General features: G+C 55.3%; 24 protein-coding genes and 2 pseudogenes. 20 read left to right on the forward strand and 6 right to left on the reverse strand.

All coding sequences use genetic code 11. The annotated features are described in order from the left end of the window. The gene (gene secF / locus A7P99_RS09055; RefSeq protein ID WP_067441542.1) at positions 1-942 is read left to right on the forward strand and encodes a protein translocase subunit SecF; all 942 of its coding nucleotides are present in this window, start codon (positions 1-3) and stop codon (positions 940-942) included. Between the two features lie 271 nt (positions 943-1213). Here secF and A7P99_RS09060 read toward each other — a convergent pair whose 3' ends face one another. Continuing rightward, on the reverse strand, positions 1214-1579 hold the full coding sequence (locus A7P99_RS09060) for a diacylglyceryl transferase (RefSeq protein WP_067528285.1): 366 nt from the start codon (positions 1577-1579) through the stop codon (positions 1214-1216). A 313-nt stretch (positions 1580-1892) separates the two neighbouring features. On the opposite strand from A7P99_RS09060, the gene A7P99_RS09065 reads away from it, so the two are divergent. The 4 genes from A7P99_RS09065 (at position 1893) to A7P99_RS09080 (ending at position 5445) form a co-directional block, all read left to right on the forward strand. Next, on the forward strand, positions 1893-2492 hold the full coding sequence (locus A7P99_RS09065) for a CDP-alcohol phosphatidyltransferase family protein (RefSeq protein WP_067687298.1): 600 nt from the start codon (positions 1893-1895) through the stop codon (positions 2490-2492). 10 nt (positions 2493-2502) lie between these two features. Next, positions 2503-2910, forward strand: a complete 408-nt coding sequence (locus A7P99_RS09070) for a hypothetical protein (protein ID WP_067528281.1) — start codon at positions 2503-2505, stop codon at positions 2908-2910. An 88-nt stretch (positions 2911-2998) separates the two neighbouring features. Further along, positions 2999-3622 (forward strand): DUF2238 domain-containing protein, encoded by a 624-nt coding sequence (locus A7P99_RS09075; protein ID WP_067687301.1) that lies wholly within the window; start codon positions 2999-3001, stop codon positions 3620-3622. An 80-nt stretch (positions 3623-3702) separates the two neighbouring features. Beyond that, a complete protein-coding gene (locus A7P99_RS09080) occupies positions 3703-5445 on the forward strand; it encodes a bifunctional alpha/beta hydrolase/class I SAM-dependent methyltransferase (RefSeq protein WP_067687304.1) in 1743 nt (580 codons plus the stop codon). 48 nt (positions 5446-5493) lie between these two features. On the opposite strand, the gene A7P99_RS09085 is transcribed toward A7P99_RS09080, so the two are convergent. Further along, on the reverse strand, positions 5494-5862 hold the full coding sequence (locus A7P99_RS09085) for an adhesin (protein WP_067448562.1): 369 nt from the start codon (positions 5860-5862) through the stop codon (positions 5494-5496). Between the two features lie 263 nt (positions 5863-6125). On the opposite strand from A7P99_RS09085, the gene A7P99_RS09090 reads away from it, so the two are divergent. The 5 genes and pseudogenes from A7P99_RS09090 (at position 6126) to A7P99_RS09110 (ending at position 11112) form a co-directional block, all read left to right on the forward strand. Beyond that, positions 6126-7529, forward strand: coding sequence for a phosphatase PAP2/dual specificity phosphatase family protein (locus A7P99_RS09090; RefSeq protein ID WP_067448564.1), 1404 nt, complete (start codon positions 6126-6128; stop codon positions 7527-7529). Continuing rightward, complete coding sequence (locus tag A7P99_RS09095) at positions 7526-7906, forward strand: hypothetical protein (protein WP_067528277.1); 381 nt, start codon at positions 7526-7528, stop codon at positions 7904-7906. The genes A7P99_RS09090 and A7P99_RS09095 overlap by 4 nt, the downstream gene beginning before the upstream one ends. Before the next feature lie 13 nt (positions 7907-7919). Beyond that, positions 7920-8654, forward strand: a complete 735-nt coding sequence (locus A7P99_RS09100) for a lysophospholipid acyltransferase family protein (protein ID WP_067448568.1) — start codon at positions 7920-7922, stop codon at positions 8652-8654. Continuing rightward, on the forward strand, positions 8651-9640 hold the full coding sequence (locus A7P99_RS09105) for a phosphatidate cytidylyltransferase (protein ID WP_067448570.1): 990 nt from the start codon (positions 8651-8653) through the stop codon (positions 9638-9640). The genes A7P99_RS09100 and A7P99_RS09105 overlap by 4 nt, the downstream gene beginning before the upstream one ends. Positions 9641-9843: 203 nt before the next feature. Then, positions 9844-11112: pseudogene (locus A7P99_RS09110) on the forward strand (NRAMP family divalent metal transporter). Positions 11113-11179: 67 nt separating this feature from the next. Here the strand turns inward: A7P99_RS09110 and A7P99_RS09115 are convergent. Next, positions 11180-12811 carry a CTP synthase gene (locus tag A7P99_RS09115; protein ID WP_067448572.1) on the reverse strand — a complete coding sequence of 544 codons (1632 nt, stop codon included), beginning with the start codon at positions 12809-12811 and terminating at the stop codon, positions 11180-11182. 210 nt (positions 12812-13021) lie between these two features. Between A7P99_RS09115 and gmk the strand changes: the two genes are divergently transcribed. From gmk to A7P99_RS09135, 4 genes are all read left to right on the forward strand, one after another. Next, positions 13022-13636, forward strand: a complete 615-nt coding sequence (gene gmk / locus A7P99_RS09120; RefSeq protein ID WP_067687310.1) for a guanylate kinase — start codon at positions 13022-13024, stop codon at positions 13634-13636. A gap of 100 nt (positions 13637-13736) precedes the next feature. Continuing rightward, positions 13737-13943, forward strand: a complete 207-nt coding sequence (rpoZ, locus tag A7P99_RS09125) for a DNA-directed RNA polymerase subunit omega (protein ID WP_067442656.1) — start codon at positions 13737-13739, stop codon at positions 13941-13943. A 2-nt stretch (positions 13944-13945) separates the two neighbouring features. Beyond that, positions 13946-16474, forward strand: a complete 2529-nt coding sequence (locus A7P99_RS09130) for a bifunctional (p)ppGpp synthetase/guanosine-3',5'-bis(diphosphate) 3'-pyrophosphohydrolase (protein ID WP_156499735.1) — start codon at positions 13946-13948, stop codon at positions 16472-16474. 119 nt (positions 16475-16593) lie between these two features. Continuing rightward, complete coding sequence (locus A7P99_RS09135; RefSeq protein ID WP_067442654.1) at positions 16594-16869, forward strand: DUF3079 domain-containing protein; 276 nt, start codon at positions 16594-16596, stop codon at positions 16867-16869. A 276-nt stretch (positions 16870-17145) separates the two neighbouring features. Here A7P99_RS09135 and A7P99_RS10160 read toward each other — a convergent pair. Further along, positions 17146-17531 (reverse strand): annotated as a pseudogene (locus A7P99_RS10160) (transposase); the annotation flags it as partial. Positions 17532-17565: 34 nt separating this feature from the next. Continuing rightward, entirely contained in the window at positions 17566-17691 is a 126-nt protein-coding gene (locus A7P99_RS10620; RefSeq protein WP_255361292.1) for a hypothetical protein, read from the reverse strand. Here A7P99_RS10620 and A7P99_RS09145 point away from each other — a divergent pair. Then, positions 17690-18628, forward strand: a complete 939-nt coding sequence (locus tag A7P99_RS09145; RefSeq protein WP_067448579.1) for a D-2-hydroxyacid dehydrogenase — start codon at positions 17690-17692, stop codon at positions 18626-18628. The two genes, A7P99_RS10620 and A7P99_RS09145, sit on opposite strands and share 2 nt — an antisense overlap. A gap of 127 nt (positions 18629-18755) precedes the next feature. On the opposite strand, the gene A7P99_RS09150 is transcribed toward A7P99_RS09145, so the two are convergent. Further along, positions 18756-19919, reverse strand: a complete 1164-nt coding sequence (locus tag A7P99_RS09150) for a 5-(carboxyamino)imidazole ribonucleotide synthase (RefSeq protein WP_067528275.1) — start codon at positions 19917-19919, stop codon at positions 18756-18758. 322 nt (positions 19920-20241) lie between these two features. Between A7P99_RS09150 and kdsA the strand changes: the two genes are divergently transcribed. The 5 genes from kdsA to A7P99_RS09180 all read left to right on the forward strand — a co-directional run bounded on the left by kdsA (position 20242) and on the right by A7P99_RS09180 (position 24656). Then, complete coding sequence (kdsA, locus tag A7P99_RS09160; RefSeq protein ID WP_067448585.1) at positions 20242-21093, forward strand: 3-deoxy-8-phosphooctulonate synthase; 852 nt, start codon at positions 20242-20244, stop codon at positions 21091-21093. A gap of 21 nt (positions 21094-21114) precedes the next feature. Continuing rightward, entirely contained in the window at positions 21115-21510 is a 396-nt protein-coding gene (locus A7P99_RS09165) for a hypothetical protein (RefSeq protein ID WP_197474755.1), read from the forward strand. A gap of 63 nt (positions 21511-21573) precedes the next feature. Further along, a complete protein-coding gene (gene ung / locus A7P99_RS09170) occupies positions 21574-22239 on the forward strand; it encodes a uracil-DNA glycosylase (protein WP_255361294.1) in 666 nt (221 codons plus the stop codon). A 14-nt stretch (positions 22240-22253) separates the two neighbouring features. Then, the gene (locus tag A7P99_RS09175; RefSeq protein ID WP_067448590.1) at positions 22254-22919 is read left to right on the forward strand and encodes an energy-coupling factor ABC transporter permease; all 666 of its coding nucleotides are present in this window, start codon (positions 22254-22256) and stop codon (positions 22917-22919) included. A 345-nt stretch (positions 22920-23264) separates the two neighbouring features. Next, complete coding sequence (locus A7P99_RS09180; protein ID WP_067448629.1) at positions 23265-24656, forward strand: DEAD/DEAH box helicase; 1392 nt, start codon at positions 23265-23267, stop codon at positions 24654-24656. The last annotated feature ends 106 nt before the right edge of the window (positions 24657-24762 follow it).

The following is a 24762-nucleotide window of genomic DNA, read 5'->3' on the forward strand; positions in this document are numbered from 1 at the left end:
ATGGATTTCTTCCACCGTTTGAAACACGACATTCCGTTCATGAGCTACGGGAAAATCACCACCCTGATTTCGCTGCTTACCTTCATCGCCGCTGTGTTTTTCCTCGTCACCAAAGGGCTCAACTACTCGGTTGAGTTTACCGGCGGCACCGTTATCGAAGTGCAATACACCCAACAGGGCGCCGACCCCAACCAGGTGCGTACCCGCCTGAACGAGCTCAAAATAGGTGAAGCCCAAGTGCAAAACCTGGGCACCAACAAGCAGCTGATGATCCGCCTGCCCAACCGCCAAGACATGACCTCTGCCCAACTCTCCAACAACGTACTGGAACTGCTGCGCAAAGACCATGCCGACGCCAGCCTGCGCAAGGTTGAATTCATCGGCCCGCAAGTGGGTGAAGAGCTGGTTACCCATGGCCTGTTGGCCTTGGGCATGGTGGTGGTCGGCATCATCATCTACCTCTCCGTGCGCTTCGAATGGCGCTTTGCCGTATCCGCCATCATCGCCAATATGCATGACGTGGTGGTGATTCTCGGCTGCTTTGCCCTGTTTCAATGGGAGTTTTCGCTCACCGTGCTGGCCGGCATCCTGGCCGTGCTCGGCTATTCGGTGAACGAATCGGTGGTGGTGTTCGACCGTATCCGCGAAAATATCCACAAACCCGCTATGCGCGGCAAAACCATCCCGCAGATTATCAATAACGCCATTACCGCCACCATGAGCCGTACCATCATCACCCACGGTTCCACCGAAGCCATGGTGGTATCCATGCTGGTATTCGGCGGTGCAGCCCTGCACGGCTTTGCCATCGCGCTCACTATCGGCATCGTGTTCGGCATCTACTCCTCTGTACTGGTCGCCAGCCCGCTACTCCTCTTCTTTGGCCTCACTCGCGAAAACATCCACAAACCGCAGAAGCAGAAAGAAGAAGCCGTAGTGTAAGCAGCTGCTCATATCCACAACAGGCATCAAAACGGCATAGGCTACCTGAAACCCTAGTAGACTTTCAGGTAGCCTTATTCAACATAGCATCTTAAACAGCCGAGATACATTTTCCTATCTGAAGCAATAAACCAAAGGCTATACGGCAACAAACACAGTACAAAAGGCTACTGAAAGTGTCAGCTCCAACAAAGTTAAAACGCAGAGCAACGTAGTTTCCGTGAAGCTAAAATTTCAGGTAGCCTTCATTTAAATAATGTGGCTATAACATTTATTTGAGTTGCGAAGCTGCGGCCGCATGTTGCACACATTCGGCCTGCGCACCCAACCAGCCGGCAGCCAAGGAGCAACCATTCCGCTCCAGCCAAAAATAACCGCCACCAGCCACCAAGGCCACCACCAAACGGATACCCAAGTTCGAGCCAAAGGTATCCACTACAAACATCATCAGCGAAGCCCAAGCCCAAACTAAGCCCCACTGCAAAGCCCATACCGTATCCGTGTTGGGCATCTGCCACTGCATAAACCCATTGGCCACAATAGCGATAATGGCAAAAAACAGCCCCTCCAACAATACGCTTGGCTCACGCTCACCCATCCAAAGGCACCAAAATCCCAATATAAACGCCATCAACATTTTTGTTTTCCCTTTCCAGCGGTGTTGCTTCCAAAAGTAATATTTATCGGTTCCCCCAACAATCCGCCATGCAGGCAAACCATCGGGTTGAGTTATCCGTTTATTTTACCCTTATATACAAATTCCTGACAATTCCTAAATTCCATTATCCATCGGCTTACAAACCTAGTTGTACCATTGCGTGCAAACACACCAATCCCACTGCCGACACTTGCTGAAATACGGCCAAATGCTTCATTTTGATACACAACAAACAGCAATCCTTAACCCATTTCATCTATAATACAACCACCCACCATCGAGACCGCACACCATGAGCATCTACGCCCTTAAACCCAAATTCCAAAACCTGCTGCGCCCGCTGGTGCGGTGGTTGTATCAGAAAGGGGGAACGGCCAATCAGGTAACTGTGTTTGCCTGTGCAATATCCATTGCGCTCGGGCTGCTGCTGTCTTGCTTGGCACACTTTCCCGCGTTATTTTGGCTCATGCCCGTGTGGCTGTTTCTGCGCATGGCATTAAACGCGGTGGACGGTATGCTGGCGCGCGAGTTTGGCCAACAATCAGCCTTGGGCGGCTACCTGAACGAAATCACCGATGTCGCTGCCGATGCCGCGCTGTATCTGCCTTTTGCCTTTATCGCCCCTTTTGGCGGCGTGCAGATTGCCCTGTTTATTTGGCTGGCAGCCATGACGGAATTTTGCGGTGTGCTGGGGCAGGTGCATGGCAACGGGCGGCGCTATGACGGCCCGTTCGGCAAGAGCGACCGCGCGTTCTTTATCGGTGCGCTGGCGGTTTGGTATGCGGCAGTTGGCAGTTTCCATACCGCTTCCTACACCCTGATGTGGCTGGCCTGCTCGGCACTGGCTTACACCTGCTATCGGCGCATCATCAACGGCTTAAAGGCTACCTGAAAATCCAATCATGAAAAAAGTATTCAATGCGTGGACGGTGTTTTTGCTGCTACTTATCGCTATCTACACTTATCGCTTCGCCGGGAAAACCGGTTGGCACAGCAAAGGGTTGTGGTTGGGCGCCGCTATCTGCGTGGGCTTGGTCTTCTTAGATGCCTATTTAGAAGCCGTGCGGGAAAGCGGGCAATACAGCCGCTTTGAGCGCTGTGTTACCAAAATCTGGGCTTGGTTTGCCGTGGCTTTTTTCAGCACCGCCGCACTGGTCTTTGCCGGGGCAACCGTTTGGTTGCTGGTGATGGCCGTGCAGTCCATCCCGCGTTCGATTCCGGCCGCCGTGCTGATGTTTATGCTATCCTTCGCACCCGCCTTGTTTGTGATTGTGATGCTGAAACATCTTCAAAGGAATTTGGATTATTGATTTTTCAGGTAGCCTCCCATAAAGGCTACCTGAAAGCCTCCCAACAAAATTAAAATCGGTCAACATTTATCCCCACACATCAACCCCTATGCAAAAATCCTTCCCCATCATCCCCCTCCTGCTTACCATTTTCATTGCCGCACTCATCATCTGGTCGGGCATCAACCCGTCTGACCGTGCCGTTTGGTATGCCGAAATCATCCCCGTGTCCGCTGTATTTATCGTGCTCATCGCCACTTACCGTCGCTTCCGCCTCAGCAATCTGGCTTATGTATTCATGAGCTTCTGGCTGATTATGCATACCATCGGTGCACACTACACCTTCGCCGACGTGCCTTTCGATTGGGCCAACCGCCTGCTCGCTCCGCTTTTGGGCGAAGGGCGCAACCATTTCGACCGTGTTGGCCACTACATCATCGGCTTCTATGCCTACCCGATGGCCGAATGGCTGCTGCGCCGCAAGCTTTGCCGTGTGCCGATTGCCTTGTTCTTTTCCCTGTTCTTCATCATGAGCGTGGCTGCGGCTTACGAAATCATCGAATGGCAGTATGCCGTGATTGACGGCGGCCAGGCTGGCATAGAAGTGCTCGGCTCACAAGGCGATATTTGGGACGCGCAAAAAGACATGCTCTCCGACACGCTGGGCGCGCTCACTTCCTTATTCATTTTCCTGTTTACCCGCCCAGATAAACGTTTGGGCAGCCAATCTTAACTGTTAAAGGCTACCTGAAAACGCATCAAACCGATTTTCAGGTAGCCTCTTTAAAATGTATTTCACCAAGGAGTACACATATGCAGGAACAGCAAAAATATTTCGCCACCCAAGACGGCACCGAACTTTTCTACCGCTACCGCCCCGCTGCCGACGGTTCGGCCGATAAGTCCATCGTGCTGTTCCATCGCGGACATGAACATTCCGGCCGGATGATGTTTGTTGCCGACGAACTCGGTTTCGACGATTTTGCCTATTTCGCATGGGACGCGCGCGGCCATGGCCACAGCCCCGGCGAACGTGGCGACAGCCCCAGCATTGGCACTTCCGTTGCCGACGTGGACGACTTCATCCGCCACATACAAAGCGAATACGGCATCAAACCCGAAAACATCTGCGTGATCGCGCAAAGCGTTGGCGCGGTATTGGTGTCCACTTGGCTGCACGACTACGCGCCGAAAATCCGTTGCGCCGTATTGGCATCGCCCGCCTTCAAAGTCAAACTCTACGTTCCTTTTGCCCGCACCGGCCTGAAAATCATGCAGAAATGGCGCGGCAATTTCTTTGTAAACAGCTACATCAAAGCCCATTACCTGACCCACAACCAAGAACGCCAAACCAGTTACGACAACGATCCGCTGATTACCCGCGCCATTTCCGTGCGCATTCTGCTCGGTTTATATGAAGCCGCCGAGCGTGTTGTTGCCGACGCGCAAGCCATTACCACGCCCGTGCAGCTTTTGATTTCCGGCAGCGACTGGGTTGTTCATCACAAACCGCAACACGATTTCTACAACCGTTTGGGCAGCCGTATCAAAGAACGCCATATTCTGGACGGCTTCTATCACGACACATTGGGCGAGCAAAACCGCGAAATCGCCTTTGTTGAAATGCGTCGTTTTATCCGCGAACGTTTCAATCAGCCTTTATATCAAGTCGATTTGACCCAAGCGCACTTACATGGCGAAAGCCGCCGCGAAGCCGACGAACTGGCAACACCTTTGCCTATTTGGTCGCCGCGCGGCGCATTCTGGGCGGCTTACCGCGCCTCCCTCGACCTCGGCGCGCGCTGGAGCGAAGGTTTGAAAATCGGCAAGGAAACCGGCTACGACTCCGGCAGTACGCTCGATTATGTGTACCGCAACCAACCGCAGGGCAGCAATGCCTTTGGTGTGGCGGTGGACAAACACTATCTCAACGCCATCGGCTGGCGCGGCATCCGCCAACGCAAAATCAATATCGGCAAAGCGATTCAGACGGCCTCTGCCAAGCTGCGCAAAGCGGGCAAACCGGTACATGTTCTCGATATTGCCTCGGGGCATGGCCGCTATGTGCTCGACGCGCTGACTGCCGATACGTTGCCCGATTCCGTGCGCCTGCGCGATTACAGTCCGATTAACGTTGAAGCCGGACGCAAGCTGATTGCCGAACGCGGCCTGCAAGACACGGTTACTTTTAACGAAGTCAATGCCTACGACCGCGCCAATTATCAGGATTTGCAGCCCCGTCCTACGCTGGGCATCGTTTCCGGCCTGCATGAATTGTTTGCCGACAACGATTTGATTTTGAACTCGCTCTACGGCTTCGGCGATGCGATTGAAACAGGCGGCTACCTGATTTACACCGGACAGCCGTGGCATCCGCAGCTCGAAATGATTGCACGCGCGCTGACTAGCCATAAAGCGGGCAGCCCGAACTGGGTAATGCGCCGCCGCAGCCAGCAGGAAATGGATCAATTGGTTGAGAAAGCCGGTTTTGAAAAAATCCGCCAATGGATAGATGAATACGGTATTTTCACCGTGAGCCTGGCGGTGAAAAAATAAAATAAGAAAAGGCCGCCTGAAAATCAGACGGCCTTTTATCGAAAAATCTTAGTTGCTGGCGTTCACAGGTGAGCAGTTTTTCACCACGAAACGGCCGCCAGGAGCGGTCAAGCCCACCACGTCGGAGGTGGTGTGGGTGTTTCTGTCGATGTAGCCGGCAGACAGAGAGTAGCCGCGACGGTTGGTAAAGGTGGTACCGGTGCTGTCGGACTGTCTTCTGTTATAAGCCAGGTTTACCTGCGTACCGGCGGCATTAACCGCAGCGCTTACCGGCTTGCCTTGGCGGTTGAACTCATACAACACGTTCAACTGTTTGCCGTTGTCGCAGGTGTAGGAAACCATGCCGCCGGGCGCAGCCGCAGCACTCAGGGAAATGGCAGCCAGCGCAGCCGCAGTAACAACAGATAATAGTTTCATAATGGTTATGACTCCTAATTGAGCGTCAAGAAATTTTTCAGGTAGCCTCAAGCCGCCTGTGTTGTTCTAAAGCAAATGAATAATCTGCCCAAACAGCAGGCGGTATTGTAGTCTTCCAGCAAAAATATTCAACCAATGCAATAGTAAAATAATATCATACCTCTAAGTATGACAAATTAACTTAATTTCTGCTGCATTGTTGGCATGCCTTGTATTGAAAGCGGATTTCATCTGATTTACATTGAATATTTACAATCCTCTCCATGAAACCCACCCTGAAAACCTCACTGTTCAAGCTTGTTTTGGTCGGCGTGCTGTTCTACACCAGCTATGGCTTGTCCAACCATTACGCGGCATCGCTAGCCTATGTGCCGGAAATCGCTTTTGCATGGGAACATGGCATTCCGTTTTGGGCGTGGACGATTGTGCCGTATTGGTCGTTGAATCTGATGTACGCAGCAGCATTTTTCCTTTGCCGAGATGCGTATGAACAAAACCGCTACGTCGCACGGCTTGTGGCGGCGCAAATCATTGCCACCACTTGCTTCATGCTGTTTCCGCTGCATTTCAGCTGGCCGAAATTGCCTACCGACGGGTTGTCGGGTTGGCTGCTTGACTCGTTGGTAGCATTTGATTTGCCGTACAACCAAGCGCCATCGCTGCATATTGCATTGGCGGTGATCGTTGGTGCATTTTATTCGCGCTTCCCCAAAATCCGTTTGCCGATTTTGCTGTGGCAAAGCCTGATTGCCTTGTCGGTGCTGACGACTTACCAACACCATTTTATCGACGTGCCAACCGGCGCGCTGCTGGGCTGGCTGGTGTTGTGGGCCATACCGCAACGCGGCGTATCGCCTTTCAAGAGACGAGATTTGTTTGTAGTACAGCCAGCTGAGCAAACAGGCTACCTGAAAACGGCATCTTGCAAAGTAAGGCTGAGTTCCGATAAAGCTAAAACTTCCCCTGAAACACGTTCCCGTGAAATCAAAATCGCCATGCTGTATCTGGCGGGCGCGGTATTGTCGGCTCTGCCTGCTTTGTTCGGCGGCGCGTGGTTGTGTACTTTGTGGGTTAGTGTGTCGTTATCGGTGGTCGCTTTCGCCTATTTGACCGGCAACGCGGCGGTGCTCCAAAAACAGGCAGACGGCAAGCTGTCGGCGGCAACAACGGTTTTGCTGCTGCCTTATCTGGCTGGCGTGCGGTTGAACATGGCGTACTGGCTACGCGGCAAAGCGAAGGCAGCACGCGTGCGTGATGATGTGTTGATTGGCAGCGTATTAGGGGTTTCAGATGACCTCCCCGCTGTATTGGATGTGTGCGCCGAATATCCCCGCCCTCGTTATTGCGGCGCATGCCGCGCTCTGCCATTATTGGATATGGTTGCGCCATCTGAAAACAATTTGATGCAGGCGGTTTCGCTACTGGAAGAATTGCGTCGGCAACACGGTAAGGTTCTGACCTGTTGCGCGCTAGGCTACGGACGCAGCGCGGCAGTGGTGCTTACTTGGCTGCTGGTTTACGGCGGCTGTCGGGATTTGGCGCAGGCAACGGCGGAGCTGAAACAGGCTCGCCCGCAGATGGTGTTGCCGCCGGAAACGGCAAAGGCAGTAGAAGCGGCGGCAGGCTACCTGAAAAACTTCTGCGCAGATCAAAAGGAAACCCCATGAACACGACACCAGCAACTGACAGCCTGATTACCACCCACCTACTCGCCACCGCCCGCTATACCGCTGTGTTCAATGCCTTGCTACTGGCTTTATCGGCACAACAGGACAGTGCGTGGTCAGCGGTGCAGCTTGTCTTGGCTGCGGCGCTGTTGTACTACCACACCCGCATCGAATTCGACCGCCGCGTATTCCAAGATTTTGCCAACGGCTGCTACACGCCCGAAGCCCTCGACCAAGCCTTGCGGCAAACCAGCTTGCGCCGCATTTCAGACGACCCCTCCATGTCGCAGCGTGCGGCGGGCGCACTCGCCTTGTGGCGCAAAAGCTTGTATCTAACCGCTGCACAATCAGCAATTTTCCTGATCCAACTTCTCTAATGCCATTGATGCCATGAAAAATTTCATTAAAAAACAACTTGCCTGGCTCACCGACCAAGCACTGTGCCTGTCGGTATCCTTCCTCACCGGCGTCCAACCCAAAAGCTCGCGCGAGTTGGCGTTCAACCCGCAGCAGAAAGTGTATTACGCCAATCACGGCAGCCATGGTGATTTCTTGCTGGTGTGGATTTCCCTGCCGCGACGTTGGCGCTTTTCCACGCGTCCCGTTGCTGGCTCGGATTACTGGCTAACCAACAAACTCAAACGCTTCATCATCCAAAACGTTTTCAACGCGCTCTTGATTCCGCGCCACAGCAACAACCCGCAGTTGATTACCGAGCAGATGAACCACGCGCTCCAAGCGGGCAATTCGCTGATTATCTTCCCAGAAGGCACACGCAATACGGACGAAAACAAAATCTTGCTCCCATTCAAATCAGGTATTTACCATCTAGCCAAAAGCAAACCGGATACCGAATTTGTGCCGGTATGGATAGACAACATCAACCGCGTCCTGCCCAAAGGCAAAGTGCTGCCCGTGCCGCTGTTGTGCGAAGTCCACATCGGCGAACCGCTGACCCTACGCGAAGATGAAGACAAAGAAGCCTTCCTCGCCCGCAGCCGTGAAGCCCTGCTGGCTTTGAATCCGTCTGAAAGCGAACGGAGTGAGCTTCGCCAAAACGAGGGCAACGATGTTCGCCCAAACGAACACAGTGAGCCGCACCAAAACACAGGAGAAGCATCATGAGCTTTGCCAACACATCCAGCCAAATCATTACCGAACAAACCGCCGCCCATCTCACCCCACAGGCAAGCTATATCTTTACCGGCGTATTCGCCGTATTGATTTTTACCAGCATCATCGGGCAATGGCTGAAACGCAAAAACGGTGCAGGCAATGCCACCATTGCCAACCTCAATGCCCGCATCTACGCTTGGTGGCTGATGACGCTGGTGCTGCTGGCTGCCTTCTGGTTTGGCAAAACCGGTACGGTGGTGTTGTTTTTTCTGATTTCATTTGCTGCCCTGCGTGAATTCATGACTCTCGTTTATCGCCGCCGCAGTGATTACTACAGCATGGTAACCTGCTTCTACCTGCTGCTGCCAGTGCAATATTATTTTGTTTATGACGGCTGGTACGGCATGTTCAGCATTTTCATCCCCGTGTACGGCTTTTTGGTGTTGCCGATTATCGCCAGCCTGAGCGGTCAAACCGCCCATTTCCTCGAACGTGCCGCCAAAACGCAGTGGATGGCGATGATCTGCATCTTCTGCCTTTCACACGTTCCCGCCCTGATGTTCCTGAATTTGGACGATTTCGACAGCAGCGGCAATATCCTGTTGCTGATTTTCCTGATCGGCGTGGTACAGGCTTCAGACGTGTTGCAATACGTTTGGGGCAAACTGGTGGGCGGTGCCAAAATCATGCCGTCGCTTTCTCCGTCTAAAACCATATCCGGCACGGTCGGCGGCATTTTGTCTGCCACTGCGCTTGCCGCATTGATGTCGCCGATTACACCGTTTAGCCACGGCCAGGCTGCCGCCATCGGTTTCACTATCTGCCTAATGGGTTTCTTCGGCGGGCTGGTGATGTCGGCCATCAAGCGCGATTACGGCGTGAAAGACTGGGGCAACTTGATACGCGGCCACGGCGGCATGCTCGACCGCGTCGATTCCATCTGCTTCGCCGCACCGATTTTCTTCCACATCGTGCGTTATTTTTGGCACGGCTGACGATGGGCAAAAAGCGATAGCAGGCTACCTGAAAAAAGATTTCAAGCATAATATGCCGAAAAAAAAATGGATTTTTTATCTTGATTTCCTGTATTTTGAAAAAATAAAACACAAAATAGCCGAATATTATCAGGGCGCGTTTTGATTTACGTTAAAATGCGCCCTTTTTTCGTGAAGACCTCCCGCAACGGCGGAAAAGAAACATGTCTGAACACCACGTACACACTTCAACTTGGAAAAGCAAAATCAACGCCTTGGGCCCCGGCATCATGATGGCCTCGGCAGCGGTGGGCGGCTCACACCTGATTGCATCCACCCAGGCCGGCGCGCTCTACGGCTGGCAGCTGGCGCTGATTATTATCCTCACCAACCTGTTTAAATACCCGTTTTTCCGCTTCAGCGCACACTACACGCTGGACATGGGCAAAAGCCTGATTGAGGGCTATGCCGAGAAAAGCCGCTTTTATCTGTGGGTGTTCCTGATTTTGTGCGTGGCATCGGCCACGATTAACGCCGGCGCAGTGGCCGTAGTTACCGCCGCTATTGTCAAAATGGCGATTCCTTCACTGACGTTGAATGTAGGCGCAATCTCCGCGCTGATTATGGCTTCCTGCCTGATTATCCTCGCCAGTGGGCGCTACAAAGCTTTGGACAACGTCTCCAAAATCATCATCGTCAGCCTCACCATCGCCACCGCGGCCGCAGCCGCTATCGCTATGTCGCGCGGCATGCAGATGAAGCCCGACTTTATCGAGCCTACCCCGTGGACATTCACCGCCTTAGGCTTCCTCATCGCACTGATGGGCTAGATGCCGGCGCCGATTGAAATTTCGGCCATCAATTCGCTGTGGGTTACCGAAAAACAACGGCTTAATCCTTCCAGCTACCGCGACGGTATTTTCGACTTCAACGTCGGCTTCATCACCAGCGCGGTGCTGGCCGTGGTGTTCCTCGCCCTGGGTGCCTATGTGCAATACGGCAACGGCGAAGAAGTGCAGATGGCGGGCGGCAAATACGTGAACCAGCTGATCAATATGTATGCCGCCACCATCGGCGACTGGTCGCGCCCGCTGGTGGCCTTCATCGCCTTCGCCTGTATGTACTGCACCACTATCACCGTAGTGGACGGCTACGCCCGCGCCATTGCCGAGCCCATCCGCCTGCTGCGCGGCCGCGATAAAACCGGCAACATCGAGCTTTTCGCCTGGAATACTTGGGTGACCGGCTCCGGATTGGTAGTGATTTTCTGGTTCAACAGCGCCATGGCCGAACTGCTCAAATTCGCCATGATCACTGCCTTCCTATCCGCCCCCGTGTTTGCCTAACTCAACTACCGCCTGGTGAAAGGCGATAAACGCCATAAGCTCACCGCCGGCATGAACTTCCTCGCCATCATCGGCCTCATCTACCTCACCGGATTTACCCTGCTGTTCCTGCTGAACTTGAGCGGCCTGTTGGATTCCCTCAAATAAGCATCGGCCGCCGGGCAAAAGGCTATCTGAAAATTTTCAGGTAGCCTTTATTCAATCGCACACGTGCCTATTCCTTATGCTGCAAGGCCGCCTTGATAAACGAAGTAAACAGCGGGTGCCCTTTGCGCGGAGTGGAAGTGAATTCGGGGTGGAACTGACTGGCGAAGAACCAAGGATGCGTACCCTGCGGCAACTCGATGGTTTCCACCAAACGTTCGCGCCCGCCGGATACGCCGCTGATGACCAGCCCGGCCTTTTCCAGCGCCGGTACGAAATGGTTGTTTACTTCATAGCGGTGGCGGTGGCGTTCTTTGATATTAGTGCTGCCGTAGATGGCGGCGGCCAGGCTGCCGTCGGCGAGCGCCACTTCCTGCGCACCCAGGCGCATGGTGCCGCCCAAATCGGCGTGTTCGTCGCGCTTTTCTACCACGCCGTCGGCGGTTTGCCATTCATCAATCAGCGCCACCACGGGATAGGGCGTTTTCAAATCAAACTCGGTGGAATTGGCGCCTTCCATGCCAGCCATGTGGCGGGCAAACTCGATGAGCGCAATCTGCATACCGAGACAAATACCCAAATAGGGCACTTTGTTTTCGCGGGCATAGCGGGCAGCAGCGATTTTGCCTTCCACGCCGCGCACGCCGAAACCGCCGGGCACGAGAATGGCATCGAAGTTTTTCAGGCAGTCCGTGCCTTCGGTTTCGATGTTTTCGCTGTCGATATAGGTGATGCACACTTTGGTTTCGGTGTGGATGCCAGCGTGCTTCAGAGCTTCGCTGAGCGATTTGTAGGATTCGGTTAGATCCACATATTTGCCCACCATGGCGATGTGCACGGTGTGCTTCGGATGCTCGATGGCATACACGATTTTGCGCCATTCAGTGAGATCGGCCTGCCGGATGTTGAGCTGGAGCTGCTCGCAGATGGCATCATCGATGCCCTGGCCGTGTAGCATTTCAGGAATTTTGTAGATGCTGTCGGCATCGTAGCAGCCGATCACGGCGCGCTCTTCCACGTTGCAGAACAAGGCGATTTTTCGCCGCTCTTCTTCGGGCAGCAGTCTGTCCATACGGCAGATGAGCACGTCGGGCTGGATACCGATTTCGCGCAATTCTTTCACCGAATGCTGGGTGGGCTTGGTTTTGATTTCGCCAGCAGCGGCGATGTAGGGAACGTAGCTTAAGTGTACAAACAGCGTGTTAGCGCGGCTGAGCTGGCTGCGCATCTGGCGGATAGCTTCCAAAAATGGTAGCGATTCGATGTCGCCCACCGTGCCGCCGATTTCCACAATAGCCACGTCTTTATTGGCCGCACCTTCGTGGATGCGGCGTTTGATTTCATCAGTGATGTGCGGAATCACCTGCACCGTGCCGCCCAAATAGTCGCCGCGCCGCTCTTTGGCAATCACGTTTTCATACACCTGCCCGGCGCTGAAGCTGTTGGCGCGGGTAAGCTTGGCGTCGATAAAACGTTCGTAGTGGCCGAGGTCGAGGTCGGTTTCCGCACCGTCTTCGGTCACGAACACCTCGCCGTGCTGGAAGGGGCTCATCGTACCAGGATCCACGTTGATATACGGATCCAGCTTAAGCATGGTTACGTTCAGCCCGCGCGATTCAAGAATGGCGGCAATAGAAGCGGCGGCGATACCTTTCCCTAAGGAAGATACCACTCCGCCGGTTACGAAAATAAATTTGGTCATGATGAAATGCCCACTTTGGAAAGCATAATTTTACCCCGTTTCCCGCAAAAGCAAAAGCACGGGGGTTTTCAGTTTTCAGGTAGCCTGCCTGAGTAAAGGCTACCTGAAAACTACACACCAACAAAGTGCAAAGCCCTATCTGCCACCCTTCCAAAGCCCTGAATGCTATGCGATAATACGCCCGAGTTTCAACTAAAAATTTTCTGTACCATGCAAGGCAATATTTTCGTTATTTCCGCTGCCTCCGGCACCGGCAAAACTACACTGATCGCCCGGCTGCTGCAGCACCATTCCGACATCCGCGTGTCCATTTCCCACACCACCCGTGCCCCGCGCCGGGGCGAAGAAAACGGCAAGCACTACCACTTCGTCAGCGTACCCGAATTCGAGCGCATGATAGAAGAAGGCCGATTCGTGGAGTACGCCAAAGTGTACGGCAACTACTACGGCACCAGCACCCAAAGCCTGGAAAGCCTCACCCGCCAAGGCACCGACGTTATCCTCGAAATCGACACCCAAGGCGCGGAGCAAATCCGCCGCCAGCTGCCACAGGCCTACAGCATCTTCATCGCCCCGCCCTCCTTAGGCACTTTGGAACAGCGCCTGCGCCAGCGCGCCGCCGATGCCCCGCAGGTGATTGCTATGCGGCTGGCCGAAGCGCGCAACGAAATCGAACAGGCACGCCTGTTCGACTACCTAGTGATCAACGACGACCTCACTGCCGCCGAAGCTGCCCTGCTGCACATTATCAAATCCCAGCGTTTTCATTTGGAAAACCAAACGCCCTTCCTCACCAAACTGCTTGGCGGTAGCGAAAACGCCTGAGCCAATTCCGAATTAATCTTTTCAGGCAGCTTCAACCTGCCAATAGGCCACCTAAAAACATTTACCCCATTTAATTCACAACATATTTAAGGAACACATCATGGCACGTATTACTGTAGAAGACTGCATCAGCCGTATCCCCAACCACTTCAACCTCACCCTGGCCGCCGCCTACCGCGCCCGCCAGCTGGCCAACGGCTCCATGCCGCTGGTGGACGATATCCGCAACAACAAACCAACTGTAACCGCCCTGCGCGAAATCGCTGCCGGCCAAATCGGCGAAGAAATTCTTTCCCGCAGCAAGTAACTATGATTGCCCCCAGCGCCGATTATGCCGCCCCCGTTGCTGCCTGGCGTGAACACCTGTTTGCCCAAACAGGCTACCTGAAAAAAATGGAGCGCTGGGCCTTGCTCGAAGCTGCCTGCGTTTACATTTACGACACCGCCACCAAGCAGGGGCAGCCCGAGCGGCTCGAACGCGCCTTCCGCCTCACCGCCGCACTGGCCGAAGAAAAACAGCGCGTACACGCCCTGTGCGCGGTGCTGGTACAAATTGCCATGGAAGACCTCGGCACACAGGCCGACCCTGCCTTTTTGCAGCCCACATTCGGCGAAGTATGCATCGAAATCATCGCCCATATCCACACAGATACCGAAGCCAACCAAGAAGCCCAGCTCACCCAGTGCCGCCGGCAAATCAACGAGGTTTACCACCTCATCATCGAACGCAGCCGCCAATCCCTGCTGCACGCCGCAGGCTACCTGAAAACCGAAGAACAAAGCCTGCTCAACCGCGCCTGCGATTTCGGCATCCGCGCCCACCAAAACCAATTCCGCAACAGTGGCGTGCCCTACATTACCCACCCCATGGCCGTGACTCAACAGCTGGCCGAATGGCACATCGATGCCCAAGGCCTGTGCGCTGGTGTGCTGCACGACGTGCTCGAAGACACTGGCACGAGCAAAGAAGAGCTTACCGCCGAATTCGGCCAAGCCATCGCCGACATGGTGGACGGCCTTTCCAAGCTGGAAAAGCTCGAATACGACAGCCAGGCCGAGCACCAGGCCGAGAGCTTCCGCAAGCTGATCATGGCGATGACCAAAGACATCCGTGTCATCATCATCAAACTCTCCGACCGTCTGCACAATATGCGCACGCTCGATGCCAAAAAGCCCGACAGCCGCCGCCGCATCGCCCATGAAACGCTGGAAATCTACGCCCAGCTCGCCAACCGCATAGGCCTCAACCAAGCCTACCGCGAACTGCAAGATCTCTCCTTCAAATATCTGCTGCCCAACCGCTACGCCGTGCTCGAACGCGCCCGCCAAGCCAGCCGTCGCAACCGCCGCGACGTGGTGGGCAAAGTATTGAGCGCCTTCAGCCAGCGGCTGGTAAGTGCCAATATCGAAGCCAAAATCCGTGGCCGTGAAAAAAACCTCTACAGCATCTACAAGAAAATGCAGGACAAAAAACTGCATTTTTCCGAAGTGATGGATATTTACGGTTTCCGCGTCATCGTAAACAACATCCCCGCCTGCTACGCTGCCCTCGGCGCGCTACACAACCTCTATAAACCCAAGCCTGGCCATATCAAAGACTACATCGCCATCCCCAAGGCCAATGGTTACCAAAGCCTGCATACCACCCTAGTCGGCCCATTCGGCCTGCCCATCGAAGTGCAAATTCGAACCCGCGATATGGACAAAGTGGCCGAAGAAGGCGTGGCCAGCCACCTACTCTACAAGAATCCCGAAACCGACCCTGCCGCCCAACGTACCCACCAATGGTTGCAAAATATCCTCGACTTCCAAGCCCAAGGCGACAGCGCCATCGAATTCCTTGAACACGTTAAAGTGGATTTGTTCCCGCGTGAAGTGTATGTATTTACCCCAAAGGGCAAAATCCTCGTGCTGCCCGAAGGCGCCACGACCGTGGATTTCGCCTATGCCGTGCACACCGACATCGGCCACCGCTGCATTGCCGCCCGCGTCAACAACAACATGGTTTCCCTGCGCACCCGCCTGCGCACCGGCGACAGCGTGGAAATCATCACTTCCAACACCGCCCGTCCCAATCCGGCCTGGCTCAACTTCGTGATTTCCGGCCGCGCCCGCAGTGCCATCCGCAACAAACTCAAAAACATCGACCGCGGCGATGCCGTGTGCCTGGGTGAGCAACTGCTGCAACGCGCCCTCACCGCCTTGCTGCCCCAAGAGCTCCTACTCTCCGAAGATCTCAAGCAAAGCTATCTCGACGATCTCAGCCGCAAAAACACCAGCTTCGAAGACATCCTCTACGACGTGGGCATGGGCAGGCTCGCCCCCGTATCCGTAGCCATGCACATTGCCGAAATCGCCGGCCGCCAGCCCGAAAACAACGGCGTGAAAATCGCCCCTATCAGCGTGGGCAGCAGCGACAGCGGCCGTGTCCAACTTGCTTCCTGCTGCCACCCCATCCCCGGCGACAGTATCAAAGCCCTGCTCGTGAGAGACCACGGCCTCATCATCCACTGCGATACCTGCCCCAATACCCTCAAAGCCCCACCCGAGCAGCAGCTGGATGCCAACTGGGAAGGCATCGAGCAAAAGAAAACCTACCACACCAGCATCACCGTATCCGCCAAACGCGCCCACGGCCTGCTCGCCGCCATGGCACAGGCCGTATCCCGGCATGGTGCCGACATCGAATCGGTCGATACCCTCAGCTCCGCGCAGGAAAACAACGAAGGCTTCATCGAATTCAGCTTCCGCCTCCAAGTATCCAACCTCGGACAGCTCAAGCAAATCATCCATTCCCTGCATACCATTTCGCAGGTACGCAAAGTGCAGCGCCAATGAGAGTGGGATTTTTATTATTGTAGCTGAGGCAAAGCAAGCTAATGCAGTAGCAGCTATAAGAATCCTCTCCTTAGCCCGCACCGCCGTGTTTTAAACCATATCAATAAAAGACACACATCATGGCCAAAAAATTCCCCATTTCCCCCAAACACCCCGAACGCATCTGCTGGGGTTGTGACAAATACTGCCGCACCGAAGATCTGCAATGCGGCAATGGCTGCGAACGTATCCAACATCCCATTGAAACCGACGGCCCCAAATGGTATAAAAGCGGCGACTGGAGCAACCTGTTCAGCGATGAGCAGCAAATCGAACTCGGCTTCAAAGCCGCACCTACTCCCGCCCCTAAAACTACGTCCAAACCCCATATCAAACTGCCCCTCAAACAGCATTAGCCCACACTGTCTTTCAGGTAGCCTTTTGAGAGAGGCTTAAAGGCTGCCTGAAAATCCACACACCAGCCAGTATGAGCACACTAGCACAGCTGCAATCTAAAGTTTCAGGTAGCCTTTTCTCCATCAATCTATCCAGCCAGCAAAAATGCCGCTAGGCTTTCCAGCAGCATTTCCAATACAACTGCAATCGGGCTTATTCGCCTGATTTAGCGTCTTCAATATCTCCAGCAATGTCTTTGTGTTGAGCTTGCATAAATGACGTTTGGCCCGGTTCTAGAAATTCTCAATCCCGTTAATGTGGTTTTGCCTGCCTGCAAAATGAGTGTGGTAATTAATGTGCAAGCGGCTAAACTCGCTAACATCCAATACATTGGGATACTGTGACAATCGGTATAAGCTACGCTGTCCGGCCTTATCTGCTCCCGGATAATCGGCAGTAGGGTAGTCGCTAATATTGGCTACGGTAACGGTGTAAACCTTGCCATTACGCTTTAACAGCCAGAATACCATAACTTTGCCGTCTGCTCCGCGACTGCGTTTGCCTTTGCGGCCGCCTTCCAAATAACCTTCATCTGCTTCTACTTCGCCATCAAATCGTTCCAAGTGCTCGCAACTATGAAAAAAAGCAAACTCAAACGGTGAAAGTAGTAAGCAGCGGTGGTTCCATGAAGCTAAAACCGGCAGGCCGCCGAAAATCTAATTAAGGCTACCTGAAAGCAGGCGGCGCCAATTTTCAGGTAGCCTGCCGCTCGCCCCTGGTTTCGCGCTATACTCGCTGCAGGCCATATCGTCTTCATATCCCTGTTCCAAGGAGCCATTCATGCACATCGTTTTCCTCGACCGCGACACCCTTCCCGCCCGCCCGCTCTCTTTCAACTTCCCCCACTCCCTGCACGAATTTCCTGCCACCACGCCCGAGCAAACCAACGCCCACCTCGCCGGTGCGCAAATCGCCATCACCAACAAAGTTGCCATCCGCGCCGAACACCTCGCTGCCAACCCCCAGCTCAAACTCATCGCCGTGGCCGCCACCGGCTACGACCACATCGATCTGGCCACTGCCAAAGCCGCCGGCGTTACCGTATGCAACGTGCGCAACTACAGCAGCGAAAGCGTGGCCCAGCACGCCTTCATGATGCTGCTCGCCCTTATCCGCCACTTGCCCACCTGTATGCGCGACATCGCCGCCGGTGACTGGCAACAATCCCCCCAATTCGTCCACTTCAACACCCCCATGCACGACCTCGGCGGCAAAACCCTCGCCATCTTCGGCCGCGGCAACATCGGCCGTACACTCGCCGGCTACGCCCAGGCCTTCGGCATGAAAGTCATCTGGGGCGAACACAAACACGCAGCCGCCGTGCGCGAAGGCTACACCCCGTTTCAGGTAGCCCTGCAGCAGGCCGATGCCGTTTCCTTGCACTGCCCGCTCAACGAGCACACCCGCCACATGATAGGCGAAGCCGAGCTGCGCCTGATGAAACCCACCGCCATCCTCATCAACACCGGCCGCGGTGGTCTTGCCGACGAACAAGCCGTATTCGCCGCTCTGCAACAAGGCCGGCTCGGCGGCGCCGGTTTCGACGTGCTCAGCCAAGAGCCACCGCGCCAAGGCAACCCCCTGCTCGCCCCGCTGCCCAACCTCATCGTTACCCCGCATATCGCCTGGACCAGCCAGGAAGCCCTGCTCAATATGACCGAAATCCTCGAAGCCAATATCACCGCCTTCGCCGAAGGCAGGCCGCAAAACGCGTTGTAGACCGGCCAGGCAAGATTAAAGGCTACCTGAAATTTTCAGGTAGCCTCTACCCTCCAAGCTACTCCGTATCCGCTCCCCATAAAAAACAGAGCCACCGTTCCTGGCAACCCTGTTGGGTTGGCGTTTGTTATTTCCCTTTGCGCTGCAGTTGCCGCTGCAATTTGTGCGCGAGCATAAAAGCGATGTCGGCAGATTGGGAGGAAAGCACGGTGAAGTGTCCCATCTTGCGGCTGGGGCGGGCATCTTTTTTACCGTAGAGATACAAGCACACGTCGGGGCGTTGCAAGAGCGGCAACCAGTTTACCTTGCCTTCGGGCAGCCAGATGTCACCCAAGAGGTTGGCCATGCTGCAGCAAGAAAGCAGGCGGGTATCGGCAGGCGGCAGACCGCACATGAGGCGCACTTGCTGTTCGAATTGGTTGCTGGCGCAGGCATCCAAAGTGTAGTGGCCGGAGTTGTGCGGGCGCGGGGCGATTTCGTTCACAATCAGTTTGTGGTCGTTGCCGATCACGAAGATTTCCACAGCCAGCACGCCGACGTAATTCATGGCTTCGGCCAGCTGGCAGGCCATTTCCTGTGCCTGTTTCTGCACTTCGTCGGGCAAGCGGGCAGGCACAATAGAGTAAGCGAGGATGCCATCTTCGTGGCGATTTTCGGCAGGCGGGAAACATTCCACCTGCTGGCTGTTGAGTCGGCACACGATCACAGAAATCTCGGAATGCAGGTTGAGCATTTTTTCCAACACGCAAGGCACGCTGCCGAGCCGTTTGAAAGCGGCGCGGGCTTCTTTCGGGCTGGACACGCGCACCTGGCCTTTGCCGTCATAGCCGAACATGGCAGTTTTGAAGATGCCGGGCAGGAGCGGCTCGAGGGCTTCGTCGGTGAGGTCGGCTTCTTGGGTAACAGGCAGGTAAGGCGCGGTTTGGAGGCCGGCTTTGGCTATCCAGGCTTTTTCTTGAATGCGGTTTTGGGCGATTTCCACGCTATCGCCGCTGGGACAAACGCGGGTTTCTAAGGCCAAGGCGCGCATGGCTTGGGCGTTTACGTTTTCAAATTCGGTGGTAATGGCGGCGCAGGTGGAAAGGTCGGCCAGTGCACCGAGGTCGTCATACGGGGCGCAGATGTGTTTGTCGGCCAGCACAGCAGCAGGGGAGTTGGGATCGGGATCGAGCACGGTAACGCTGTAGCCCATTTGTTTGGCGGCCACGGTAAACATCCGGCCCAACTGGCCTCCGCCCAAAATGCCCAGCATGGCGGGCGGTAAAATCGGCGTTGTTTTCGCTTTGGTCATGTTCCACTTTCTACACCCGAAGGCGCGTGCTGTCAGCCGGGCTGAAACAAACGCCAGCCTCTGTTTGGTTGTGGTTCCGGCGGCGGCTGGCGGTCTGTTTGCTTGCAGCAAACACGTTACTTTGATGTAGTGTATTGTACTCAAATCTCGGCACAAAGCCTAGTGCGCTCAGGTTGCGCAGCAGGCAATTCATTGATTTTCCTACATTGCCCAAATAGGATACCTGAAAATATATAAACTATCTTAAGCCTTCCGTTCTCCCCCTTTTTTTCCGCTATAATCGTGCCATCTTTAAAATCCACCCAAACAACGGACGCACGCCATGCAAACCGCCCTTTCGCAAATCCCGCTTCACGGCTTCGCCATTGCCAATAATCACCCCTTTGTTTTGTTCGGCGGCATGAACGTGCTGGAAAGCCGCGATTTGGCCATGGAAATTGCCGCCACTTATGTGGAAATCTGCCGCAAGCTAGATATTCCCTATGTATTCAAAGCCAGTTTCGACAAGGCCAACCGATCCAGCCTGCATTCTTTCCGCGGACCGGGTTTGGAAGAGGGTTTGCAATGGTTGGCCGATATTAAATCGGCCTACGGCGTGCCAGTGATTACCGACATCCACGAACCTTACCAAGCCGCGCCAGCGGCGGAGGTGGCCGATATTTTGCAGCTGCCGGCCTTTTTGAGCCGCCAAACCGATCTGGTGCACGCCATGGCGCGCACCGGTGCGATTATCAACGTGAAAAAGGCGCAATTCCTCGCCCCGCATGAAATGCGACACATCATCAACAAGTGCCTGGAGGCGGGCAATGATAAAATCATCTTGTGCGAGCGCGGCTCTGCCTTCGGCTACAACAACTTAGTGGTGGATATGCTCGGTTTTGACACCATGAAGCAGATGAACGTGCCGGTGTTTTTCGACGTTACCCACAGCCTGCAGCAGCCTGGTGCACGCAGCGATTCGGCCGGCGGGCGGCGCGAGCAGATTGTTACCTTGGCGCGCGCCGGTATGGCGGTGGGGCTGGCCGGGCTGTTTTTGGAAGCCCACCCCGATCCCGAGCAGGCCAAGTGCGACGGCCCCTGCGCCCTGCGCTTAAGCCAGCTTGAGCCCTTCTTGAGCCAGCTCAAGCAGATTGACAATCTGGTGAAAGGTTTTGCCGAGCTGGATACGCATTAACCCCCTGCAAGGAGTGTCATCATGACTACACAACCCGATTCTGCCTACCCCGTGCCCACTGCCAACACACCCACGCCTGAGCAGCGCAACTATATGTATGCGATTTACGGTCTGTATGCGCTGGGTATAGTCGGCTTTACCTTGCCTACTTTCGTCGGCGCCATTGTGGCTTATGTGAAGCGCGACGATATGCGCGGTACGATTTATTTCGACCACATCCAATTTCTGCTGCGAACTTTTTGGGGCAGCTTAATCGGCTTTGTGGTGGGCTTCCTGCTTACCATTACCTTTATCGGCGTGATTCTCGGCGTGCCGCTGGTGGTGGTGATTTGCTTTTGGTATCTCTTCCGCGTAGTGGTCGGCGTCGTGCGTTTAATTGACAATCAACCCGTTACGCCGGACGGCTGGCTGATGTAACCCCAAAGGCTACCTGAAACGGCGGTTCCCGTTTTTCAGGTAGCCTCTTCCCATCTAAAAGGAATTCCCATGCAAACTTGGCACGAAGCCATCGGTGCGGAAAAGCAGCAACCCTATTTCCAGCACATCATCCATAGCGTGCACAACGAGCGCGCAGCCGGGCAGATTGTGTACCCGCCCGCCGCCGACGTGTTCAACGCCTTCCGCGCCACCGAGTTCGGCAGGGTGCGCGTGGTCATCCTCGGGCAAGACCCGTATCATGGCGCCAACCAAGCGCACGGACTGGCCTTTTCTGTGCGCGAAGGCGTGGCCGTGCCGCCATCCCTGGTAAATATTTACAAAGAGTTGGCACAAGATATCCCTAGCTTTCAAATTCCTAAACACGGCTATCTGCAAAACTGGGCAGAGCAGGGTGTGCTGCTGCTCAACACCGTGCTCACCGTGCGTGCCGGCCAGGCGCATTCTCACGCCGCGCTGGGCTGGGAAACCTTCACCGACCACGTGATTGCCGTGCTCAACGAAGGGCGCGAGCACTTGGTATTCATGCTGTGGGGCAGCCATGCGCAGAAAAAAGGTGCCATTATCAACCGCGCCCGCCATCTGGTGCTCACCGCGCCGCACCCCTCGCCGCTTTCCGCCCACCGCGGCTTCTTCGGCTGCCGCCATTTCTCACAGGCCAATGCCTATTTGCAACAGCACGGTCTGCCGCCGATTGATTGGCAAATCTGAGCTGCTAACACTCCATGAATTTCCCCGCTCACTGGTTCCCCCTGCCCTGGCTACTGGCCGCCGATGTGCTGTGCCTGCTATTGTTTGCTGCCGCCCTACGCCCGGCTTTGGCGGCATGGGTTGGGCTGCTGATCGTGGCGCTGTGCTGGAGCCTGCGAGCCGCACCAGCCGGCGGAATGCTGGGCGGGTTGAGCTACCATTTGCTGGGTATCGGCCTACTGGCCTTGATGGTGGACATTCCGGCAGCGTTCTGCCTGGTCGTATTGTTGTTGTTGCCCTATATCTGGCTGTGGCAGGGCGTGGGCGATTTAAGCGTGGCGGGGCTAACGGTTTTGGCCGGCATTGTGCCGCCGCTGGTCGGCGTGGCGCTGGCACGGCAAATCGTGCAGCGGCTGCCACGCAACCTGTTTATCTACATCTTCCTCAACGGCTTTTTCGCCGCCGCTGCCGGCATCCTGCTCAGCACGGCAGCCAATGGAGTGTTGCTGTATCTGGCTGGAGTATTTCCCACTGCCATCCTGCTGGATTCCGTGCTGCCGGTGTTCTTTCTGATTGCCTGGGGCGAAGCCTTCCTCACCGGCCTGCTGTCTGCCATCTTCATAGCCCTCAAACCGCATCTGATCACCACCTTCTCCGATGCCGACTACCTGCGCCGGAATGCGCGGCAAATCTGGAAATAGGCCGCGGCAAAGGCTACCTGAAAACCGGTTTTTCAGGCACAATACGGCCTGTTCGGCATCTTGCATTGCCGGCCTTTTATTTGAATTTCATTGAAGTCCACGTTTTCAGGTAACCTCTGGTCGGGTTTCCCGACCACTGCCTACTCCTGAAACACTTTTTGTGGCATTTTGCCGTGCCGGTTTGCGCACAATTTTCAAGCGTATCACCGGCCTGCTTTAACTTCGTTACCGCCCCTACTTTCAGGTAGCCTTCAGCCTTTGCCGGCCAAATTCATCCAAACCGCCGCCAAAGCCCATCCCCATTCCCCGCAGCCGCCCACCGCACAGCTGCCACACGGAGCAAATATGAACAACCCCTTTACCAATCTCGGCCTCAGCGCTGAAATCACCGCCGCACTGACCGACCAGGGCTACGAGCAGCCCACCGCCATCCAAACCGCCGCTATCCCCAAAGTATTGGCCGGCCACGATCTGTTGGCCGCTGCTCAAACCGGCACCGGCAAAACTGCAGCCTTCATGCTGCCCAGCCTGGAACGCCTGCGCCGCTACGCCACCACCAGCACCTCGCCCGCCATGCATCCGGTGCGCATGCTGGTGCTCACCCCTACCCGCGAACTGGCCGACCAAATCGACCAAAACACCGCCGCCTACATCAAAAACCTGCCGTTGCGCCACACCGTGCTGTTCGGCGGCATGAATATGGATAAACAAACTGCCGACCTGCGCGCCGGCTGCGAAATCGTGGTGGCCACCGTGGGGCGCCTACTGGATCACGTACAGCAAAAAAATATCCGGCTGGATAAAGTGGAAATCGTGGTGCTCGACGAAGCCGACCGCATGCTCGACATGGGCTTCATCGACGACATCCGCCGCATCATGCAGCTGCTGCCCAAACAGCGCCAAACCCTGCTGTTTTCCGCCACATTCTCCCCTCCCATCCGCAAGCTGGCGCAAGATCTCATGTACCAGCCGGAACAGGTGCAAACTGCCCCGCAAAATACCACCAGCGCCAGCGTTGAACAGCACATCATCGCCATCGACACCGTACAAAAGCGCAATCTGCTGGAGCGGCTAATTGTGGATTTGCACATCAACCAGGTAATCGTGTTCTGCAAAACCAAGCAGAGCGTTGATCAGGTAGCCCGCGATCTGAAACGGCGCGGTCTCAGCGTGGCGCCGATTCACGGCGACAAATCACAGCAAACCCGCTTGGAAACGCTCACCGCCTTCAAAGCCGGCGAACTGCGCGTGTTGGTAGCCACCGACGTGGCTGCACGCGGGCTGGACATTGTCGAGCTGCCATTTGTCATCAACTACGAAATGCCTACCCAGGCCGAAGATTATGTGCACCGCATCGGCCGCACCGGCCGCGCCGGCGCCGAGGGCGTGGCCATCTCGCTGATGGATGAAGACGAACAGAAAATGTTTGAAGCCATTAAAGAACTCATTGGCAAAGAACTGCCGGTGGAACGGATTGAGGGCTTCGAGCCGAGCTGGTGGCAACATCAGCAGGAAAGCAGCCGCCCCGCCGCCGAGCACTCCTCGCGCGAAACACGTGAGCCGCGTGAAACACGCCACAGCCGACGAGGCCGCAACTCAGACAGCCGCAGCAAATCCTTCTCACGCAGCAGCTACTTCGACAGCCCCGCACAGGAATGCGGCCGCATCCCCGGCCGCAGCCGCCGCAGCCGCCTTGTGTGCGCATTGGTACAACCAAACTACGGTGTTGATAGTTGAGCGTCCTGCCTGCGCCGAATGAACCTGCCTTATCCGACGGAACTAAAGGACTGCTCCATACCCCGTGTGCAAGCAACAAAAGTGACGGAATTTGTCAGTTTACTCC

This window comes from Eikenella sp. NML120348 (assembly GCF_001648435.1).
Lineage (GTDB): Bacteria > Pseudomonadota > Gammaproteobacteria > Burkholderiales > Neisseriaceae > Eikenella > Eikenella exigua.

What these genes read in the sequence shown, in the direction of transcription:
- A7P99_RS09105 (WP_067448570.1), top strand. Translation starts at nt 8,651, where the DNA reads ATGAGCTTTGCCAACACATCCAGCCAAATCATTACCGAACAAACCGCC.
- A7P99_RS09180 (WP_067448629.1), top strand. Translation starts at nt 23,265, where the DNA reads ATGAACAACCCCTTTACCAATCTCGGCCTCAGCGCTGAAATCACCGCC.
- A7P99_RS09085 (WP_067448562.1), bottom strand. Translation starts at nt 5,862, where the DNA reads ATGAAACTATTATCTGTTGTTACTGCGGCTGCGCTGGCTGCCATTTCC.
- gmk (WP_067687310.1), top strand. Translation starts at nt 13,022, where the DNA reads ATGCAAGGCAATATTTTCGTTATTTCCGCTGCCTCCGGCACCGGCAAA.
- kdsA (WP_067448585.1), top strand. Translation starts at nt 20,242, where the DNA reads ATGCAAACCGCCCTTTCGCAAATCCCGCTTCACGGCTTCGCCATTGCC.
- secF (WP_067441542.1), top strand. Translation starts at nt 1, where the DNA reads ATGGATTTCTTCCACCGTTTGAAACACGACATTCCGTTCATGAGCTAC.
- A7P99_RS09070 (WP_067528281.1), top strand. Translation starts at nt 2,503, where the DNA reads ATGAAAAAAGTATTCAATGCGTGGACGGTGTTTTTGCTGCTACTTATC.
- A7P99_RS09080 (WP_067687304.1), top strand. Translation starts at nt 3,703, where the DNA reads ATGCAGGAACAGCAAAAATATTTCGCCACCCAAGACGGCACCGAACTT.
- A7P99_RS09095 (WP_067528277.1), top strand. Translation starts at nt 7,526, where the DNA reads ATGAACACGACACCAGCAACTGACAGCCTGATTACCACCCACCTACTC.
- A7P99_RS09075 (WP_067687301.1), top strand. Translation starts at nt 2,999, where the DNA reads ATGCAAAAATCCTTCCCCATCATCCCCCTCCTGCTTACCATTTTCATT.
- A7P99_RS09130 (WP_156499735.1), top strand. Translation starts at nt 13,946, where the DNA reads ATGATTGCCCCCAGCGCCGATTATGCCGCCCCCGTTGCTGCCTGGCGT.
- rpoZ (WP_067442656.1), top strand. Translation starts at nt 13,737, where the DNA reads ATGGCACGTATTACTGTAGAAGACTGCATCAGCCGTATCCCCAACCAC.
- A7P99_RS09175 (WP_067448590.1), top strand. Translation starts at nt 22,254, where the DNA reads ATGAATTTCCCCGCTCACTGGTTCCCCCTGCCCTGGCTACTGGCCGCC.
- A7P99_RS09065 (WP_067687298.1), top strand. Translation starts at nt 1,893, where the DNA reads ATGAGCATCTACGCCCTTAAACCCAAATTCCAAAACCTGCTGCGCCCG.
- A7P99_RS09150 (WP_067528275.1), bottom strand. Translation starts at nt 19,919, where the DNA reads ATGACCAAAGCGAAAACAACGCCGATTTTACCGCCCGCCATGCTGGGC.
- A7P99_RS09100 (WP_067448568.1), top strand. Translation starts at nt 7,920, where the DNA reads ATGAAAAATTTCATTAAAAAACAACTTGCCTGGCTCACCGACCAAGCA.
- A7P99_RS09145 (WP_067448579.1), top strand. Translation starts at nt 17,690, where the DNA reads ATGCACATCGTTTTCCTCGACCGCGACACCCTTCCCGCCCGCCCGCTC.
- A7P99_RS09090 (WP_067448564.1), top strand. Translation starts at nt 6,126, where the DNA reads ATGAAACCCACCCTGAAAACCTCACTGTTCAAGCTTGTTTTGGTCGGC.
- A7P99_RS10620 (WP_255361292.1), bottom strand. Translation starts at nt 17,691, where the DNA reads ATGAATGGCTCCTTGGAACAGGGATATGAAGACGATATGGCCTGCAGC.
- A7P99_RS09115 (WP_067448572.1), bottom strand. Translation starts at nt 12,811, where the DNA reads ATGACCAAATTTATTTTCGTAACCGGCGGAGTGGTATCTTCCTTAGGG.
- A7P99_RS09165 (WP_197474755.1), top strand. Translation starts at nt 21,115, where the DNA reads ATGACTACACAACCCGATTCTGCCTACCCCGTGCCCACTGCCAACACA.
- A7P99_RS09135 (WP_067442654.1), top strand. Translation starts at nt 16,594, where the DNA reads ATGGCCAAAAAATTCCCCATTTCCCCCAAACACCCCGAACGCATCTGC.
- A7P99_RS09060 (WP_067528285.1), bottom strand. Translation starts at nt 1,579, where the DNA reads ATGTTGATGGCGTTTATATTGGGATTTTGGTGCCTTTGGATGGGTGAG.